This window comes from Flagellimonas onchidii (assembly GCF_004804315.1).
GTDB lineage: Bacteria > Bacteroidota > Bacteroidia > Flavobacteriales > Flavobacteriaceae > Flagellimonas > Flagellimonas onchidii.
Genome location: NZ_SRXX01000009.1, coordinates 89,957 through 107,588 on the forward strand (window position 1 = coordinate 89,957; position 17,632 = coordinate 107,588).

20 protein-coding genes are annotated in these 17,632 nt (G+C 38.5%); 15 read left to right on the forward strand and 5 right to left on the reverse strand.

The window, feature by feature from the left end; genetic code table 11:
• The first annotated feature begins 1 nt into the window (after position 1).
• Both E4661_RS10960 and E4661_RS10965 read left to right on the forward strand, forming a co-directional pair.
• The gene (locus E4661_RS10960; RefSeq protein ID WP_313779655.1) at positions 2 to 2,470 is read left to right on the forward strand and encodes a TonB-dependent receptor; all 2,469 of its coding nucleotides are present in this window, start codon (positions 2 to 4) and stop codon (positions 2,468 to 2,470) included.
• 9 nt (positions 2,471 to 2,479) lie between these two features.
• Positions 2,480 to 3,133: a hypothetical protein gene (locus tag E4661_RS10965; RefSeq protein ID WP_136467254.1), complete on the forward strand. Its 654-nt coding sequence runs from the start codon at positions 2,480 to 2,482 to the stop codon at positions 3,131 to 3,133.
• Here E4661_RS10965 and E4661_RS10970 read toward each other — a convergent pair.
• Positions 3,130 to 4,278, reverse strand: a complete 1,149-nt coding sequence (locus tag E4661_RS10970; RefSeq protein ID WP_136467256.1) for a cysteine desulfurase family protein — start codon at positions 4,276 to 4,278, stop codon at positions 3,130 to 3,132. The genes E4661_RS10965 and E4661_RS10970 overlap by 4 nt on opposite strands.
• Positions 4,279 to 4,389: 111 nt before the next feature.
• On the opposite strand from E4661_RS10970, the gene E4661_RS10975 reads away from it, so the two are divergent.
• Positions 4,390 to 4,908, forward strand: coding sequence for a hypothetical protein (locus tag E4661_RS10975; protein WP_136467258.1), 519 nt, complete (start codon positions 4,390 to 4,392; stop codon positions 4,906 to 4,908).
• On the opposite strand, the gene E4661_RS10980 is transcribed toward E4661_RS10975, so the two are convergent.
• Both E4661_RS10980 and E4661_RS19660 read right to left on the reverse strand, forming a co-directional pair.
• On the reverse strand, positions 4,905 to 5,318 hold the full coding sequence (locus tag E4661_RS10980; RefSeq protein WP_417936395.1) for a Smr/MutS family protein: 414 nt from the start codon (positions 5,316 to 5,318) through the stop codon (positions 4,905 to 4,907). The two genes, E4661_RS10975 and E4661_RS10980, sit on opposite strands and share 4 nt — an antisense overlap.
• Positions 5,312 to 5,536, reverse strand: coding sequence for a hypothetical protein (locus E4661_RS19660; RefSeq protein WP_417936396.1), 225 nt, complete (start codon positions 5,534 to 5,536; stop codon positions 5,312 to 5,314). Before E4661_RS19660 ends, E4661_RS10980 begins: the two co-directional genes overlap by 7 nt.
• Positions 5,537 to 5,633: 97 nt before the next feature.
• Here E4661_RS19660 and E4661_RS10985 point away from each other — a divergent pair, with 97 nt between their 5' ends.
• From E4661_RS10985 to E4661_RS19665, 4 genes are all read left to right on the forward strand, one after another.
• Positions 5,634 to 5,852, forward strand: a complete 219-nt coding sequence (locus E4661_RS10985) for a DUF2752 domain-containing protein (protein WP_417936397.1) — start codon at positions 5,634 to 5,636, stop codon at positions 5,850 to 5,852.
• A gap of 10 nt (positions 5,853 to 5,862) precedes the next feature.
• Complete coding sequence (locus tag E4661_RS10990; protein WP_136467260.1) at positions 5,863 to 6,189, forward strand: CCC motif membrane protein; 327 nt, start codon at positions 5,863 to 5,865, stop codon at positions 6,187 to 6,189.
• A gap of 10 nt (positions 6,190 to 6,199) precedes the next feature.
• Complete coding sequence (locus E4661_RS10995; RefSeq protein ID WP_136467262.1) at positions 6,200 to 6,487, forward strand: CD225/dispanin family protein; 288 nt, start codon at positions 6,200 to 6,202, stop codon at positions 6,485 to 6,487.
• Between the two features lie 154 nt (positions 6,488 to 6,641).
• Complete coding sequence (locus E4661_RS19665; protein WP_417936398.1) at positions 6,642 to 6,869, forward strand: hypothetical protein; 228 nt, start codon at positions 6,642 to 6,644, stop codon at positions 6,867 to 6,869.
• Here the strand turns inward: E4661_RS19665 and recQ are convergent.
• Entirely contained in the window at positions 6,866 to 9,067 is a 2,202-nt protein-coding gene (recQ, locus tag E4661_RS11005; RefSeq protein WP_136467266.1) for a DNA helicase RecQ, read from the reverse strand. The genes E4661_RS19665 and recQ overlap by 4 nt on opposite strands.
• 190 nt (positions 9,068 to 9,257) lie before the next feature.
• Here recQ and E4661_RS11010 point away from each other — a divergent pair, with 190 nt between their 5' ends.
• The 4 genes from E4661_RS11010 (at position 9,258) to lptB (ending at position 12,323) form a co-directional block, all read left to right on the forward strand.
• Positions 9,258 to 10,223: a KpsF/GutQ family sugar-phosphate isomerase gene (locus tag E4661_RS11010; protein ID WP_136467269.1), complete on the forward strand. Its 966-nt coding sequence runs from the start codon at positions 9,258 to 9,260 to the stop codon at positions 10,221 to 10,223.
• On the forward strand, positions 10,223 to 11,059 hold the full coding sequence (tatC, locus tag E4661_RS11015; RefSeq protein ID WP_136467271.1) for a twin-arginine translocase subunit TatC: 837 nt from the start codon (positions 10,223 to 10,225) through the stop codon (positions 11,057 to 11,059). The genes E4661_RS11010 and tatC overlap by 1 nt, the downstream gene beginning before the upstream one ends.
• Entirely contained in the window at positions 11,049 to 11,399 is a 351-nt protein-coding gene (locus E4661_RS11020; RefSeq protein WP_136467274.1) for a carboxymuconolactone decarboxylase family protein, read from the forward strand. Before tatC ends, E4661_RS11020 begins: the two co-directional genes overlap by 11 nt.
• 183 nt (positions 11,400 to 11,582) lie before the next feature.
• Positions 11,583 to 12,323 (forward strand): LPS export ABC transporter ATP-binding protein, encoded by a 741-nt coding sequence (gene lptB / locus E4661_RS11025; protein ID WP_136467276.1) that lies wholly within the window; start codon positions 11,583 to 11,585, stop codon positions 12,321 to 12,323.
• Here the strand turns inward: lptB and E4661_RS11030 are convergent.
• Positions 12,320 to 13,075, reverse strand: a complete 756-nt coding sequence (locus E4661_RS11030) for a CDP-alcohol phosphatidyltransferase family protein (protein ID WP_136467278.1) — start codon at positions 13,073 to 13,075, stop codon at positions 12,320 to 12,322. The two genes, lptB and E4661_RS11030, sit on opposite strands and share 4 nt — an antisense overlap.
• 101 nt (positions 13,076 to 13,176) lie before the next feature.
• On the opposite strand from E4661_RS11030, the gene E4661_RS11035 reads away from it, so the two are divergent.
• The 4 genes from E4661_RS11035 to E4661_RS11050 all read left to right on the forward strand — a co-directional run bounded on the left by E4661_RS11035 (position 13,177) and on the right by E4661_RS11050 (position 17,581).
• Complete coding sequence (locus E4661_RS11035) at positions 13,177 to 14,346, forward strand: lipoprotein N-acyltransferase Lnb domain-containing protein (protein ID WP_136467280.1); 1,170 nt, start codon at positions 13,177 to 13,179, stop codon at positions 14,344 to 14,346.
• A gap of 23 nt (positions 14,347 to 14,369) precedes the next feature.
• The gene (locus E4661_RS11040; protein WP_136467283.1) at positions 14,370 to 16,247 is read left to right on the forward strand and encodes an ABC-F family ATP-binding cassette domain-containing protein; all 1,878 of its coding nucleotides are present in this window, start codon (positions 14,370 to 14,372) and stop codon (positions 16,245 to 16,247) included.
• 56 nt (positions 16,248 to 16,303) lie between these two features.
• A complete protein-coding gene (locus tag E4661_RS11045) occupies positions 16,304 to 16,804 on the forward strand; it encodes a hypothetical protein (protein ID WP_136467285.1) in 501 nt (166 codons plus the stop codon).
• Between the two features lie 216 nt (positions 16,805 to 17,020).
• The gene (locus E4661_RS11050; protein ID WP_136467287.1) at positions 17,021 to 17,581 is read left to right on the forward strand and encodes a cob(I)yrinic acid a,c-diamide adenosyltransferase; all 561 of its coding nucleotides are present in this window, start codon (positions 17,021 to 17,023) and stop codon (positions 17,579 to 17,581) included.
• The last annotated feature ends 51 nt before the right edge of the window (positions 17,582 to 17,632 follow it).

Genomic DNA, 17,632 nt, shown 5'->3' on the forward strand with positions numbered 1-17,632 from the left:
TGTGAACAATGTGAAATGGCTATTTGTCTCGCTTGTTTTTTTGGGGGTTTTGAACCTGCAAAGCCAAACTGCGGTGATGATAGGTACGGTGTTGGATGAAAACAACAATCCCATTTCTAAAGTAAATATTGTATCCGGGAATACAGGTACGACCACCGATTCCAATGGGCATTATCAACTTAAACTAATAGCCGAGACCAAAAACACCATTACTTTTTCGCATTTAGGACACGAAAATGTGGTTCTAGAAAACCTAATATTGACATCCAACGAAACTTTTGAGTTCAACCCGGTAATGAAGATAGGCGTTGTTCAGGTTGCCGGAGTCGAAGTATCGCCAACAGGAAACAAGAACACTGAGGGAATAACTACGGTAGAACCAAATGTTATCCGAACAATTCCCGGAGTCAATGCCGGAGTTGAAAACATCTTAAAATTATTGCCTGGCGTCTCATTCAACAATGAGCTCAGCACACAATATAATGTGCGAGGTGGTAATTTTGATGAAAATCTGGTATATGTCAACGGTATTGAAATCTATCGTCCATTCTTGGTACGTTCTGCACAACAAGAAGGCTTGAGCTTTCTAAACAGTCATATGATATCCAAGGTTGCATTTTCTTCTGGAGGATTCCAAGCTAAATATGGTGATAAACTATCCTCCGTTCTGGACATCACTTACAAAACCCCAACTGACTTTAGTCTGCGAATCGAGGGGAGCCTTCTGGGAATTGGGACAACTTTGGAAACGCTTTCCAAAAACAAAAAATTCAGCAGCATAACGGGAGTACGCTATAGAAACAATAGTCTTTTTGTAAATAGCCTTCAAACCCAAAGTAATTTCAATCCAAAATTTATCGATGCCCAAAGCTATCTTAGCTATCGATTTTCAAAAAAATTACATTTGAATTTTTTGGGCAACTATTCCATTAACGACTATGAGAACGAGCCCCTAACCCGACAGACAAACTTTGGGACTATTAACGAACCAAGGGCATTATTGGTTTTTTATGAAGGAAGGGAAAATAGCACTTACACTAACGCCTTAGGAGCTCTGAAAGTCAATTTTTTCCCAAATGATAAAGTCCAATTAAATGCCACATCATCCATTTATCATGCTCAAGAAGAAGAGTTTTCGGATGTCATTGCATCTTATGAACTGGCTGAGGTCGACACCAATTTGGGAGGTGACAATCCAGGCAGTACAACTACTGCAAGAGGTGTGGGCTCGCAATTCAATAGAGCCAGAAATCAGTTGGATGCACTCATATTCAATCTATCCCATAATGGGAAGTTTCGAAAAAATGGAAAATCATTGGAATGGGGCATAAAATTTACACATGAGGACATCAGGGACCAATTAAGGGAATCGGAGTTCATTGATTCTGCTGGTTTTTTTATTCGCCCGGCCGAACCGCCAGTAATGAATAACCAACCAGAAGAACCATTCACCGGCGATCTAGTTGCCTTTGATGGTGTACAGGCCACCAATTTTATAAAAACGAACAGATTTTCAGGTTTTGCACAATATAGTCACCAACTCCATTGGGGAAAACACGATGTTTATTTCAATTTTGGGCTTCGGGCGCAACATTGGGCTTTAAAAGGTGAAGGTTTTGAAACTAATTCCCAGACTTTGTTCAGCCCAAGAGGTCAATTCTCTATCAAACCTGCTTGGAAAAAAGACCTTTTGTTTCGTTTTGCGGTCGGCAGTTATCAGCAACCACCTTTTTACAGAGAATTGAGAGATATTACCGGAAGCATCAATCCAAATGTTAAGGCGCAAAAATCCATCCACTATGTTTTAGGTTCAGAATATAGCTTCAATCTTTGGAACAGGCCATTTATTTTAACAAGCGAGGCGTATTATAAAGATTTGAAGGATATAAACACATACACCGTTGAAGATGTCCGTATTCGATATGCCGCGCAGAACAACGCTACTGCATATGCCTATGGATTTGATGTTAGGTTGACGGGCACTTTTGTTCCAGGTGCAGAGTCGTGGATAAGCATAGGCTATTTGGAAACAAAAGAAAACATCAATAATCGAGGGGACATTTCAAGACCCACCGACCAACGTTTAAAACTAGCCGTACTGTTTCAAGACTACATGCCTACAATTCCCAACTTAAAACTCCATATGAATTTGATTTACAATACAGGCGTCCCCGGTGGGTCTCCAAACAACGCAGATCCATATAATTTTCAGAATAGATTAAGAGATTATAAAAGGGCTGATATGGGAATTTCCTATATTTTTGCCGACAGTAAAAACCAACATCCCAAAGGACATTGGTTACACTCGTTTAAGGAATTCGATTTTGGTTTTGAGATTTTCAACATGTTCAACAATCAAAATTCGATAACCAATACATGGGTTCGCGATGTGGATACACAAACGCAATTCGCAGTTCCCAATTTTTTGACGAGCCGCGTGTTGAACGTTAAATTTGGAATGCGTTTTTAAATTAGGTTGATGAAAAACATATTTTTTCTTATTGCATTTTTGGCATTTACCTTCGGAAATGCGCAAAAAAACATATACGAAAACCGACGATTCGATGAACTTAGTGCTCATCATCAGCTTCTTGCCATAGTTCCTTTTATTACCCAATTGGACCTCAAAAAAAGTGTAAATGAAGACGAATTGAAGAATTTGGCCCAGAGAGAAGGGTATGCAGTTCAAAATGCTTTGGAAACTTATTTTTCGAAACGAAAAAAGAGAAAGAAATTCAATGTAGAGTTTCAAAATATTGAAGATACTAATGCCATTCTTGCCCAAAATGGGATAACCTATCAAAACCTGGACATTTATACCACCAAGGAATTATGCAAAATCTTAAAAGTGGACGGTATCATTAGTGGTAACCTCAACCTCAATATATTGCTTTCCAAAGGGGTCCCAACAAACTTTAACCTTTTGGATTATTTTAGTGGGGATGCCAATTATGGAAGAATCGGGGTGAAGGTGAGTGATGGAGGTTCTGGCAAGCTGCTTTGGAAGTATGAAAAGGCAATTACCAAAAAAACTGGAAAAAACACCACTGAGCTCATCGACAAAATGATGAAACTTGCCTCACGTAAATTTCCTTACGACAAAGAGAAGAAACAAAGAAAGAACAAAACTTAACTTTCGGCAAACTCTTTAAGAACGCCAATCGTATAATCTATCTCTTCTTTGGTATTGTACATGGAAAAGGAAAACCTAAGTGAAGGTTTATCCAATTCCTCTCCTGATAAAATCTCATTAAGGACGTGAGAACCCATGTTGCTGCCCGATTGGCAAGCACTTCCTTTAGAACAGGCGATACCTTTTATATCTAAATGAAATAGTAACATAAGGGCTTTTTGCTTATCAAAAGGCAATCGGACATTGGCCAAAGTGTATGTGCTTTTATCTAAATCCTCCGATAAACCGTTGAAACAAACATCTGGAATTTCTTGCTTGATTTTCTCAACGAAATAGCGTTTCAGTTCTTTTGTAAACCTTATTTCTTCGTCAAGATTATCATACGCCTGTACAAAAGCTTCCTCAAGACCAACAATATTGTGAAATGGTTCGGTTCCTGCTCGGTAGCCCCGTTCTTGGGAGCCACCAAAAATCATTGGTTTTAATCCAGAGTTTTTTCTGATAAATGCAAAGCCGATTCCTTTTGGGCCATGAAATTTATGTGCTGCCGCAGTAAAAAAATCAATCGGGGTATTTTGAACATCCCATGGATAATGCCCGACGGATTGAACTGTATCCGAGTGGAACAAAGCTCCATTTTCTTTGCAAAGTTCTCCAATAGCTTGAATATCTATGATGTTCCCAATTTCATTGTTAACATGCATTAGGCTCACCAGTTTTTTGGAATCGTCAGAATCCAACAGCTTTTTGAGGTGTTCTATTTTAGGATTGCCATTTTCATCCAAATCAACAAATCGGAGTGAAATGTTATACTCTTTTTCCAGTTCTTCGGCCGTATGTAACACAGCATGATGCTCAATTTTGGATGTAATGATGGTTTTCACACCCAAATCACGAACGGCACAGCGCAAGATCATATTATCCGCTTCGGTACCACCAGATGTAAATATTATTTCCGACGGTAGGGCATTCAATATTTTAGCTATGGTTTTACGTGTTTTTTCCACAGCAGTTTTGGCCGATCTACCAAAGCTATGGGTAGACGAAGGGTTTCCGTAACAATTGGCAAGGGCTTCTTGCATTTTGGCAATTACCTCATCTCTTACCTGGGTAGTTGCCGCATTGTCCAAATACACTTTTTGCATGACTTAGCTATCATTTAACAGGGCATCAAAAATAGGTGAAATAAAGTTAATTTCTTTTAAAGTGCACCTCGGAGTTAGTATAATAAAATGGATTTGCTTTAAATTTGGCAAATGAGAAAATTCTTCTTGCCCTTTGTTATTCTGATTGGCCTACTAAGTTCCTGCAGCGACGGTGACCTACAAGTGGAAATAATTGACTTTAATAGCGTTACGCTTCAAACTTGCTCTGACCCAAGTCCAAGTTCCAGCAATGTTTTGTTCAAAATCAATGATACAGAAGCTTTGATTCTGGATTTACAAAGCGGGGTATTGAACAATGGGGAAGTGGGAGAAACCATAACAACTACCAGTACGGTTCCGAGTCAATCCACGCTTACCTATCGCAATTTTTCTGACAATGTAACAAACAATTATTTTTGTGATGACATTCCTCCAGCGACTCCCACCGTATCCCAAGAGATCAAAGCACAAGATGGAATTGTAACCATTGTTACCGTGGCAAATGAAGAAGGAACTAGCTTTGTACACACCATCACACTTAGCGGAATATCTTTTGTTGCGGATAATGGTGAGCGAGTCACAAATTTGACCATTGATGAATTTGGAGAAGTTACCACTGCGGTACCTTAGCCATTGACTTTTTGAAAAATATAAACTTCGGTAGCTCCTAGACCGTACTTTTGATAATCCGCATCGTACCACTTAAGATTGTCATACTTCTTAAAAAGGTAATATAACTCTTCTTTTAGAACCCCTTCTCCCACTCCGTGTATGAAAACAACTTTTTGGATTCGTTTCTGAATGGCAAATTCCAACTGTCTTTTTGCCGTAGCCAATTGTAGATTGAGGATTTCAAAATTACCCATCCCCTTTGTATTTTTTATCAACTGGCTTACATGAAGGTCCACTTCCATTTTTGGAGCATTCCTTTCCTTGGACTTTATGGTCTTGATGGCTTTTCTTTTGGGTGGCTCTTTTTCCTTTTTAATCTGGGCCGCTTCAAAATTTGAAACCCTAATACCATCACCAACCTTTACCAATTCATCCAGGGAAACTGCATCTGAAATCCATCATCAGAATTTATCTTGGCAAAGTCACCGTCGATTTGTATGATATTTCCAGAAATGGATTCATCAAGTACTTCTACAAAATCACCTATTTTAAACTTTGACATTAGGAATCTGTCGATATTTTTTTTGAAAAGTTTAATCTGAATAGCAAAAATAATGGTAATTTCCTTGCCGATAACCATTGCCATGCATCCACACTTTGCTTACGTACTTTTAAGTGCAAATGATTTTATGCTTCCGTGCTTGAACAAAAAATTGTTTGGAATTGATTGTCCGGGTTGTGGCATGCAACGATCTGTTCATTTACTTTTTGAGGGTGAGTTTTTAGCTGCGTTCAAAATGTATCCTGCAATTTACCCCATTGTAATGTTACTTACGTTTTTGGTTGCGAATCTCTTTATCAAATTCAAATTAGCCCATCAAATAAAACTAACTTTAATGCTGCTGGTTGCGGCAACGATTATACTTAATTATATCATAAAAATGAACCACCTTTTTAATTAAAACTTAAATTATGGAACAACAAAAACTCCCAAATTCAACATTGATTTTAGTTTTCGGAATCATATCTATAGTAACTTGCTGTTGTTATGGAATCATCGGATTGATTTTCGGAATTATCGCTCTTGTCCTCGCTAATAAGGCCACCAAGCTTTATAAAGAAAGTCCTGAGGCATTTACTGGGTTCAATAATGTCAAAACAGGTAAAATATTGGCCATAATAGGTATTATTCTTAATGTACTTTTCCTAATTTATATTATTTGGGCCGTTTCTTTCTTTGGATGGGAGGCTTTGCAAGACCCAGAGCAATTACAAGAGATTTTAGAACAATACCAATAAATCAAACATCATGGAGAATCAATCAAACATGCCACCTAAACCCAACAATTATTTGGTTTGGGCCATTCTAAGTACCGTTTTTTGCTGCTTGGCAACGGGAATTGCAAGCATTGTATATGCATCAAAAGTAAATGAGGCCTACGCCCGTGGAGAATATGAAGAAGCTCAAAAAGCATCAAAAAATGCAAAGACGTGGGCTTTGGTCGGTGCAGGGCTTTCGGTTCTTATATGGGTCATCTATTTTGCCATATTCGGATTCGCATTTTTAGGAGCTATGGCCAATGCGGGCAGCTACTAAGAAAAAATACCTGATTATAATTTTTGGAGTATTGTCAGTTTTGGCAATACTCCTTTATTTTTCTTTTAATCCAGAAAATGGATTGTTATTTCCTAAATGCCCTTTTTATCATTTTGCAGGTATTTACTGCTCTGGATGTGGTACACAAAGAGCTATCCATGACTTATTGCACCTCAGAATTACTGATGCCCTAAGCCATAACATATTACTATTTCCGGCCATCATTGTTGTTTTCCAACATATTTTAGTAAAAACAGGAATTCTTAGAGGACGAAGTCTATTGGGTTACAGACATGCACCTATCGTAGTTATGATTATTGTAGTGCTTTTTATGGTATTAAGAAATCTGAAATTTTACCCGTTCGAGTATTTAGCACCCTAATTGGCCACTTCGCTGATAAATTTAAGACGATAGAGCCGCAACTCTTCATCTTCATAATCGCCTTCAAACTCTTCTACCGCTTCCGAAATGGAGTCAGTTTCGGCTTCAAGAAAATATTCGTGTATTTCTTCTTGTTGGTCCTCATCCAATATTTCATCTATCCAATAGCCTATGTTGAGTTTGGTACCACTAAATACGATTTGCTCCATTTCCTTAATCAAGGATGGTAATTCTAACCCTTTGGCAGAGGCTATGTCATCTAAAGGTAATTTTCTGTCAATATTCTGTATAATGTAAAGTTTCAATCCAGAGTTGGCCCCAGTACTTTTGACCACCAAATCATCGGGTCGGACAATCTCATTTTCCTCAACATATTTGGCGATAAGTTCCACAAATGGCTTTCCATACTTTTTGGCCTTGCCTTCCCCTACCCCGTGAATGTTAAGGAGTTCTGGCATACTAATCGGGTACTTTAAAGCCATATCCTCCAATGATGGGTCTTGAAATACGACAAAGGGAGGTACCTCCAGCTTTTGGGCTTCTTTCTTCCGTAGATCTTTTAATACCTTGAGTAAATTATCATCAGCAGCACCACCCCGAGATTTGGCCGCAGTTATTATTGCTTCATTATTTTCCTCGCTGTACACATGATCTTTGGTCATCATAAATGACCGTGGGCTTTCCAAGAACTCTTTTCCTCCTTGGGTTACATGTAAAATCCCATATTGCTCAATTTCCTTTTTAAGCAATCCAGCAACCAGTGTCTGCCTTGTAAGGGCCATCCAATGGGCTTCATTCTTATCCGAGCCTATTCCAAAAAACTCTTTTTCATTAGTCTTATGAGATGAAATCATAGCGTTCACCTGCCCTACCAAAACTTTTACAATCTCTTTGGTCTTAAATTTTTCCTTGGTATCGCGAACAACACTCAAAAGCTTTATAACATCACCCCCCGCTTCTTCTTTTTGTTTAGGGTTTCGAGTATTGTCATCCATATCAGCACCCTCTCCATTTATTTCGTCAAATTCCTCTCCAAAATAATGAAGAATGAATTTTCTGCGGGACATCGAAGTTTCAGCATACGCAACAATTTCCTGAAGCAATGCATTGCCTATTTCCTGTTCAGCAACAGGTTTACCAGACATGAATTTTTCAAGTTTCTCCACATCTTTATAAGCATAAAAGGCCAAGCAATGTCCTTCACCACCGTCGCGACCAGCTCTTCCAGTTTCTTGGTAATAGCTTTCAATACTTTTAGGGATATCATGGTGGATTACAAAGCGTACATCGGGCTTATCGATTCCCATTCCAAAGGCAATAGTGGCAACAACCACATCCACCTCTTCCATCAAGAACATATCTTGATATTTGGACCGGGTCTTTGCATCGAACCCAGCATGATAAGGTACTGCGCTTACACCATTTACTTGAAGTACTTGAGCCAATTCCTCTACTCGTTTACGGCTTAAGCAGTAGATAATTCCTGATTTTCCTTGGTTTTGTTTGATAAACCTTATGATATCCGCATCAACATTTTGAGTTTTAGGGCGAACCTCATAAAAAAGATTTGGTCTGTTGAACGACGCCTTGAAAACTTTAGCATCTGTCATACCCAAATTTTTGATAATATCTTCCTGAACCTTAGGAGTCGCCGTAGCGGTTAGTCCGATAATCGGAATATTATCGCCCAATCTGTTAATAATACTTTTCAGGTTTCGGTATTCAGGTCTAAAATCATGACCCCATTCTGAAATACAGTGGGCTTCGTCAACAGCAACAAATGAAAGTGTGATGCCTTTTAAAAACTCAACATTCTCCTCTTTGGTCAACGATTCCGGTGCCACGTACAACAATTTGGTAATTCCATTTGTTATATCCTCTTTCACCTGCTTTATCTCAGTTTTGGTCAAAGAAGAATTGAGTACGTGTGCAATCCCGCTTTGTTCCGAAACACCTCGAATGGCATCAACCTGATTTTTCATCAATGCAATTAAAGGAGAAACGACTATCGCCGTACCCTCCTTCATCAATGCCGGTAATTGATAACATAGTGATTTTCCACCTCCGGTAGGCATTATTACAAACGTATCGTTATCATCCAGTATATTATGTATTACTCCTTCCTGAAGTCCTTTAAACTGTGAAAAACCAAAGTATTTTTTGAGTGAAGAGTGCAAATCGGTATCCGTCAAACCCATTTCCGTTTTTTCATTTTAACCAAACAACCTTAGTAACAGGCTGTATTATTTTTAAAATTTGAATGTCCATTTAATGGTAAAAGCTTTCTAACTTCCATAAATGGTATGTAAGAGATAGTTTGTTTAGTTTTGTAAACTTAAATATAAGACATTCTTTTAGGAATACAACTTAGATAACCTATTAATTACGTTGAGCAATACCCAATCCATTTTATCCATTGCAAAAAGAACCTTGGAAACGGAAAGCAAGGCCATTGAAAATTTAATTGGTCAGCTTGACGACCAGTTTGCACAAGCTGTTCAATACATTCTTCAATCAAAGGGAAGGGTAGTAGTCTCTGGGGTTGGCAAGAGTGCTATAATAGCATCAAAAATAGTAGCTACATTAAACTCCACGGGTACCCCGGCCATCTTTATGCATGCTGCGGATGCCATTCACGGTGATTTAGGCACCATTCAGGAAAATGATGTGGTAGTCTGCATCTCCAAAAGTGGAAATACACCAGAAATAAAAGCTTTACTTCCATTAATTAAAGTAGGAAACAACAAATTGATTGGCATAACCGGAAATATGGATTCCATTTTGGCCAAACAAGCAGACTTTGTATTGAGCACCTACGTTGAAAAGGAAGCATGCCCCAACAATCTAGCCCCTACCACCAGCACTTCTGCCCAAATGGCCATGGGTGACGCTTTAGCTATTTGCCTTTTGGAGCTTCGTGGGTTCAGCAGTGCCGATTTTGCAAAATACCACCCAGGAGGTGCTTTGGGCAAAAAGCTGTACCTGCGCGTGGCGGATATCGTAGTCAACAATCAAAAACCTATTGTTGACATAGGCTCTGGCGTAAAAGATGTAATAGTAGAGATTTCCGAAAAGATGCTTGGGGTAACCGCGGTAAAGGAAAATGACAAAGTAGTCGGTGTGGTGACCGATGGGGATATTCGAAGAATGCTTAGCAAACACAACAATATAGGCGAACTTACCGCTAGAGACATTATGACAGCTAACCCAAAGACGGTTACCGTAGACACTCTAGCCGTGAATGCACTTAAAATTTTGCAGGACAATGGCATCTCGCAGCTTTTGGCTTTTGATAATGGCTCATATGCCGGTGTGGTTCACATTCACAACCTTATAAATGAAGGTATTTTATAATGGCAAAAACAGCAAACAGCAATCCAGATGAAATGTCCTTTTTGGACCATTTAGAAGAGCTCCGATGGCACTTGATACGATCAGTAGTGGCCGTTGTCATAGTTGCCTGTGTGGCTTTTATGATGAAAGGGTTCATTTTTGATACGATTATTTTTGGTCCCAAAAAAATGGATTTCCCTACATATCAGTTCTTTTGCAAAATAGGAAACATTTTTGGCATTGATTCTGAATTTTGTGGCGACTCGTTACCATTTACCATTCAAAGTAGAAAAATGGCAGGGCAATTTTCTGCCCATATATGGACATCCATTTGGGCCGGATTTATCATAGCATTTCCATATGTACTTTGGGAGCTGTGGAAATTTATCAGCCCTGGGCTTCATGCTAATGAACGCAAGCACTCTAGAGGGTTTATTTTGGTTGCCTCAAGCCTGTTTTTTCTAGGTGTTCTTTTTGGCTATTATGTGGTAGCCCCCCTATCCATTAACTTTTTGGGAACATATCAGGTAAGCAAGGAAGTATTCAACGAGATAGATATTGATTCTTTTATTGCCACGGTAAGAACATCAGTGATTGCTTGCGGAATTATGTTTGAACTCCCCATCATCATTTATTTTTTGACCAAGGTGGGATTGGTTACGCCCGAGATTTTGAAGAAGCACAGAAAGATTGCGTTAGTTATAATACTAATTCTGGCTGCAGTTATTACACCACCAGAGATATATAGTCAAGTTCTGGTTGCCATTCCCGTATTGATTTTATATCAAGTCAGCATCTATATTTCCAAAATCGTACTAAAAAGAGAAGCTAAAAAAGAAAAAGCAAATGCCAAATAAAGTTGAAGAGTTCAATGCTTATCGTGCTAAAATGAACGATAAGTTATTAGCCGAAAACAATAAGCTCATCAAGCGAATCTTCAATTTGGACACCAATGCCTTCATGGAAGGTGCTTTGGATGTCAAGACCAAAGAATTACTCGGATTGGTGGCCTCAGCCGTAATGCGTTGTGATGATTGCGTTAAATATCATCTGGAAAGTTCAAAAGACCAAGGGGTGACCAAAGAGGAGGTTATGGAAACCTTAGGAATCGCAACTTTAATTGGAGGTACTATCGTAATCCCACATTTGCGAAGAGCTTTTGAATATTGGGAAGCTTTGGAAGAAAATGAGGCATAAAAAAATCCCAAAGTTCATGACGCAAAAAGAGAATATGTTTAGTTTTGGCGAATTCTTATGAAATGAGCATAATTTTTTTCATTAAGAAATTTATCCATCGAAATGAATAAAAATTTTGCGAATTACTGAATGCCTTAAAATTTTTAAGACATTAAAATCCAATGATTTAAAAATTTTATACAGATGAAACTGAGAGCCGAAAATATCATGAAGGCCTACCGTGGCCGAAAAGTTGTAAAGGGAATTTCCCTGGAAGTGAACCAAGGGGAAATTGTTGGACTTTTGGGACCGAATGGGGCAGGTAAGACCACTTCATTTTATATGATTGTTGGTCTCATCAAACCGAACGGAGGCAAAATTTTTCTGGATAACATGGAAATTACGTCATTTCCTATGTACAAAAGAGCCCAGAATGGAATTGGGTATTTAGCCCAGGAAGCTTCTGTTTTTCGCAAACTGAGTATTGAAAAGAATATTCTTAGCGTACTTCAACTCACTAAACTCAGTAAAAAGGAGCAACATATGAAAATGGAATCCTTAATCGATGAGTTCGGTCTAGGCCATATTCGTAAAAATAGAGGTGATTTGTTATCTGGTGGAGAGCGCCGTAGAACAGAAATTGCGCGAGCATTGGCCACGGACCCAAAGTTCATTTTGTTGGATGAACCTTTTGCGGGGGTTGACCCTGTGGCCGTAGAAGACATCCAGCGTATTGTGGCCCAACTCAAGAACAAGAATATAGGCATTCTCATCACCGACCACAATGTTCAAGAAACGTTGGCCATTACGGAACGTTCTTATCTGATGTTCGAAGGAGGAATCTTAAAAGCTGGTGTTCCTGAAGAATTGGCCGTGGATGAAATGGTGCGAAAAGTGTATCTCGGTCAAAACTTTGAGCTTCGTAAAAAGAAATTGGACTTTTAATCCACCTTCTTTCCAGACATGAGCAACGAGCTCAAAACATAAAACACGATAATCAACGGTAGTGCCAAAAATTTCAAAGTAATCAACATTACCAAACTTCCGATTAAAAAAAGATAACGAAATGCGTTATCCCTAAAGCTCCAATTATCAAATTTTAAGGCAAAGAGTTCTATGTTTGAATTGAGCAAGTAGGTACTTAAAACAGTTAATCCTATCAAAAACCATTGATTCAAGATAAAACTGTTCAAAACGTCACTTTGGTGAAACAATAGGATTAAGGGTAATGACAATATCAAGATTGCATTGGCCGGGGTCGGTAAGCCTTTAAAAGAGGAAACCTGATTCTCATCCACATTAAACTTTGCCAATCGATAGGCCGAAGCCAGTGTAATCACAAATCCAAGTAAGGCCAATGGCTTAATTTTTCCACCTATCCATAACACATTATCTGTTTCGACCCAAGAAAACGCACTGCCCCAAACGTCCGTTCCAGACATATTCAGCAGTTGAAACATAACAATGCCGGGAACCAATCCACTGGTGACCATATCTGCCAAAGAATCCAATTGCACTCCGATTTCACTTTTTACGTTGAGCAATCGCGCAGCAAATCCGTCCAAAAAATCAAAGAATATCCCAAAACACACAAAAAGGGCCGCTAATTCCAAATGGTTCAATACGGCAAAAACCGCCGCAATACATCCACTAAGAAGATTTAGAAGGGTAATAAAATTGGGAATATGTCGCTTCATAGGTTGGTATTTGCGTAAAAATAAGAGAAATTATAAAGTGTTCCGCCAAAGCATGCCTTCGTGTATGATTTATTCTGATATTTGCCCAGATAAAATCACAAATGAAACATTGGATTTTCTTTTGGACATTACTTCTTTCTTTTGCGCATAACGCAACTTCTCAAATTCCTCAACTATCTGAAAAATCCCAAATAAGTGTACTTACATGTGCAACAGGTGATAATTTATTAACTGCCTTTGGTCATAGCTCCTTCCGTGTTCAAGACTCCACACTGGGTATCGATGTTGTGTACAATTATGGGACCTATGATTTTAATAGACCCAATTTCATCTTGAACTTTGTAAAGGGCAGATTGATTTATTCTTTGTCACGAAGTGGATTCGATAGATTTCTTTTTTCTTATGAATTAGAAAGAAGGTGGGTAAAGGAACAGATTTTGGATTTGAATCTTGAAGAAAAAAACAAGTTGTTTCAATTTTTAGAAAACAATTATCTGCCACAAAACCGTGATTATTTGTACGACCCCCTTTTGAATAATTGTTCTACTATCATTGGGGATATCCTCAAACAAGAATTTGGTGACGAGATTGTTTTTGATGGCTCCCACTTGACAAAACAATATTCTTTCAGACAGTTGGTTCGTCAAAATTTGGATGACAATTCGTGGTCGTCCTTTGGCATAAATGTAGCTTTTGGGTCGGTTGTTGACCGAAAAGCTACAGTAAAAGAGCATATGTTCCTACCCTACTATGCCATGGAGCAGCTGAATAATACCACCAAAAATGGAAAACCTTTAGTGCTAAGGCAGCGGACTATTTTGGACTATGACCAAACCAAGGTCAATGGCTTTTTTCCGCTGTCACCCTTGTTTTGGTTTATCTTGTTGTTCCTCTTTACAGTAACTATTACATTTTTAGACCATAAGCATGGTTCTCGTAGTAAGTGGCTCGATTTCTCGCTCTTTCTTGTAACGGGTCTTATAGGACTTGTCCTATTCTTGATTTGGTTTGCCGCCAATCATACATCAACTCCGAACAACTTCAACCTATTATGGGCGCTTCCTTTTAATTTTGTGATAGCCTTCATTTACCTTTTCTCTTCAAAATTACCGGATTGGTTCTCAAAATACTTACGATTTGCGTTAGGACTGCTCGGATTGGTATTGCTAGTATGGGCGTTCAACCTCCAGCAATTTTCACCGCTGTTGATTCTTTTGTTGTTGACACTGGGTATCCGCTATGTTTTCTTGCTAAAATTTGCCAAGGTATAAGCCCAAGATTGTAAATTGCCCGAATGAATTTATTGACCGTTGAAAATATTTCGAAATCGTACGGAGAACTGGTTCTTTTTTCCGGTATTTCCTTTGGAATCAATAAGGACCAGAAGATAGCCTTGGTGGCCAAAAATGGGAGTGGCAAGACCTCTATCCTTAATATCATTTCTGGAAAAGATATATCCGAAACTGGGCAAGTGACGCAAAGAAAAGGAATCCAAATCGCTTTTTTGGAGCAAGAACCCAGTTTAGATTCTAATCTTACCGTAGAAGAGACCATTTTTAGCACGGACAATGAAATATTAAAGGTCATCTCCAACTATGAAAAGGCAGTTCAAAACCCTGACGATTCGGATCAGTACCAAAGGGCTTTCGAAGCCATGGAAAGGCATCAGGCTTGGGATTTTGAAACCCAGTACAAGCAAATCCTTTTCAAACTGCATTTAGATCAATTGGATTTGAAGGTTGGAAAACTTTCGGGAGGGCAAAAAAAACGATTGGCACTCGCCAATGCCTTGCTCAACAAACCAGATCTTTTAATCTTAGATGAGCCTACCAACCATTTGGATTTGGAAATGATCGAATGGCTTGAAGCTTATTTTGCCAAAGAGAACATTACCCTTTTTATGGTCACTCACGACCGATACTTTTTGGAAAGGGTTTGTAACGAAATCATTGAGCTCGACAATAACCAGTTGTATGGCTACAAGGGAAACTATTCGTATTATCTCCGTGAAAAAGAGGCTCGAATGGAACGAGAGGCCGTTGAACAACATAAGTCAAAAATCCTCTACAAAAAAGAATTGGACTGGATGCGTAGACAGCCCAAAGCCCGTACCACTAAATCCAAATCGCGAATCGATGATTTTAAAGAAATAAAACAGCGTGCTCACAAACGAAGGGAAAACCACCAAATTCAATTGGAATTGAATATGGAGCGACTGGGCAGCAAGATTCTTGAGCTTCACAATGTTTCAAAATCCTTTGGAGAAAAAACCATTTTAGACAGATTTGACTATAATTTCACCAAAGGTGAAAGGGTAGGCATCATAGGACAAAATGGAACAGGTAAGTCCACCTTTCTTAATATCATTACCCAGCAAGAATCTGTGGATGGAGGAAAGGTAGTTGTAGGTGACACTCTTAAATTTGGTTATTACACCCAAAAAGGGATTCCCGTCAAAGAGGGGCAAAAAGTGATTGATGTCATAAGAGAGTTTGGCGATTTTATCCCACTAAAAAAGGGGAAACAAATTTCTGCACAACAACTGTTGGAACGTTTTCTTTTTGATAGAAAAAAACAGTACGATTTTGTCGAAAAACTAAGCGGTGGTGAAAGAAAACGCCTGTATTTATGCACCGTTCTGATTCAAAACCCCAACTTTCTTATACTGGATGAGCCCACCAATGATTTGGACATTGTAACCCTTAATGTACTGGAGGACTTTTTATTGGATTTTCCAGGATGCTTGATCGTGGTTTCCCATGACCGCTATTTTATGGACAAAATTGTGGACCACCTTTTTGTTTTTAAAGGAAATGGGGCTATTGAAGATTTTCCTGGGAACTATACTGATTACAGAGTATACGAAAACAGTAGGATCGTTGCCGAGCGAGAGACCAAAAACAGTAGCCAAGAAAAAACAGAAAAAACTTCTTGGAAGGAAAAAGATGATTCCAAAAAATTGTCTTATTTGGAGCAAAAGGAGCATAAACAGCTCGAAAAGGAAATCCAAAAGTTGGAAGAGAAGAAAGAAATACTTCAAAATAAATTTACCAATCCAGATTTGACTGGGGAAGAAATCACCGAACTATCCATTCAACTCAAAGAGATTTCAAGCAACATAGAAGAAAAAACAGAACGCTGGTTTGAGCTATCCGCAATTTTGGAGGGATAGCAATGTCATCCTGAGCCTGTCGAAGGACTTTCAAAGTACATGGTTATTCAAACAATATGCTTTTCAAAATAAAATCATACCTGAAGTTTCTTCTAAAATCCACCAACCAACATGGTGTTCATTCCCCTTTTGTTTTTGATTATGTTACCAAATGTTTGTACACACATAAAAAACTGGACAACCACAAAAGCAATAATGTACTCTTAAAAAGCCTTGTTTATTTCAATTTTAGTACCATTCAGATATTGGATAATCCTGAGCTACTGCAAAAAGTTAAACTTACCTATCCAAACCTAGAATGGAATTCGTGCATAATTGATGTGCTATATACCCAAAAATTGGATGTCAATGCATTTGAGCAACTAATTTCAGTAGGAAAAATCCATAACCATAGTATGATTCTAGTAGATGGCATCCATGTAAATAGAGAAATTGAAAAGTACTGGGAGCAACTAATCCAAAAAACCAGTGTTTCGGTTAGTATTGACTTCTTTCATTGTGGCGTACTTTTTATACGAAAAGAACAGGTTAAGGAACATTTCATCATTCGGATTTAAAAAGGTAATTTTAAATATGGAAAATACAACAGATTATACAATTTGGTATGTCCTTGGCATTTTGGCCATTGTCTATTTAGTAATTCTTTTTACGAACAAACGGGGTAAAAGGCGAAGAAAATCCCGCAAGTTTATGGATGGGAAACGAAGACACAACAATAATCAATGAACACTGGCCATTGATAATTGTTAACTGATAACTGACCACTGAACAAAATGAAAATCTACACAAAAACTGGAGATAAAGGCACAACTGCTCTTTTTACGGGTAAAAGGGTTCCTAAACATCATATTCGAATTGAGAGTTACGGCACGGTTGACGAGCTCAATTCTTTTTTAGGTCTTCTCCGAGATCAAGAAATCGATGCGCATTCCAAGGAAGTATTAGCTCTTATCCAAAACAAACTGTTTACTGTCGGTGCTATTTTGGCCACAGAGCCCAATAAAGAAAACCGTTTGAAAATTCCCAAAATATCAGAAGAGGACATTGATTTTTTAGAAAAAGAAATGGATCAAATGAATGAAGAACTTCCTGAAGTGACCCATTTTATCCTTCCCGGGGGGCACACTACCGTGTCATACTGTCATGTTGCCAGAACAGTTTGCCGCAGAGCTGAGCGCATGGCATCATATCTTCACGAAAATGAACCGCTTCCCGACACCCTTCTTTCCTATATCAATCGACTTTCAGACTATCTATTTGTATTGGCACGGAAGTTGTCAAAGGATTTACAGGCCCAAGAAGTGAAATGGATACCTGAAAAGCTCGACAAATAAATCGTTATTTTTTGCGTTACTCAATAGAATGCAGAAAATAATTTTCAAATA

Excerpts from the sequence above, each read along its gene's own strand:
- E4661_RS11020 (WP_136467274.1), top strand. The coding sequence starts at position 11,049 with ATGCCAAATAAAGTTGAAGAGTTCAATGCTTATCGTGCTAAAATGAAC.
- E4661_RS10985 (WP_417936397.1), top strand. The coding sequence starts at position 5,634 with ATGCAACGATCTGTTCATTTACTTTTTGAGGGTGAGTTTTTAGCTGCG.
- E4661_RS10975 (WP_136467258.1), top strand. The coding sequence starts at position 4,390 with ATGAGAAAATTCTTCTTGCCCTTTGTTATTCTGATTGGCCTACTAAGT.
- E4661_RS10995 (WP_136467262.1), top strand. The coding sequence starts at position 6,200 with ATGGAGAATCAATCAAACATGCCACCTAAACCCAACAATTATTTGGTT.
- E4661_RS10965 (WP_136467254.1), top strand. The coding sequence starts at position 2,480 with ATGAAAAACATATTTTTTCTTATTGCATTTTTGGCATTTACCTTCGGA.
- E4661_RS19660 (WP_417936396.1), bottom strand. The coding sequence starts at position 5,536 with ATGGCAATGGTTATCGGCAAGGAAATTACCATTATTTTTGCTATTCAG.
- E4661_RS11030 (WP_136467278.1), bottom strand. The coding sequence starts at position 13,075 with ATGAAGCGACATATTCCCAATTTTATTACCCTTCTAAATCTTCTTAGT.
- lptB (WP_136467276.1), top strand. The coding sequence starts at position 11,583 with ATGAAACTGAGAGCCGAAAATATCATGAAGGCCTACCGTGGCCGAAAA.
- E4661_RS11035 (WP_136467280.1), top strand. The coding sequence starts at position 13,177 with ATGAAACATTGGATTTTCTTTTGGACATTACTTCTTTCTTTTGCGCAT.
- E4661_RS11050 (WP_136467287.1), top strand. The coding sequence starts at position 17,021 with ATGAAAATCTACACAAAAACTGGAGATAAAGGCACAACTGCTCTTTTT.
- E4661_RS11040 (WP_136467283.1), top strand. The coding sequence starts at position 14,370 with ATGAATTTATTGACCGTTGAAAATATTTCGAAATCGTACGGAGAACTG.
- E4661_RS11045 (WP_136467285.1), top strand. The coding sequence starts at position 16,304 with ATGCTTTTCAAAATAAAATCATACCTGAAGTTTCTTCTAAAATCCACC.
- E4661_RS10970 (WP_136467256.1), bottom strand. The coding sequence starts at position 4,278 with ATGCAAAAAGTGTATTTGGACAATGCGGCAACTACCCAGGTAAGAGAT.
- tatC (WP_136467271.1), top strand. The coding sequence starts at position 10,223 with ATGGCAAAAACAGCAAACAGCAATCCAGATGAAATGTCCTTTTTGGAC.
- recQ (WP_136467266.1), bottom strand. The coding sequence starts at position 9,067 with ATGGGTTTGACGGATACCGATTTGCACTCTTCACTCAAAAAATACTTT.
- E4661_RS10990 (WP_136467260.1), top strand. The coding sequence starts at position 5,863 with ATGGAACAACAAAAACTCCCAAATTCAACATTGATTTTAGTTTTCGGA.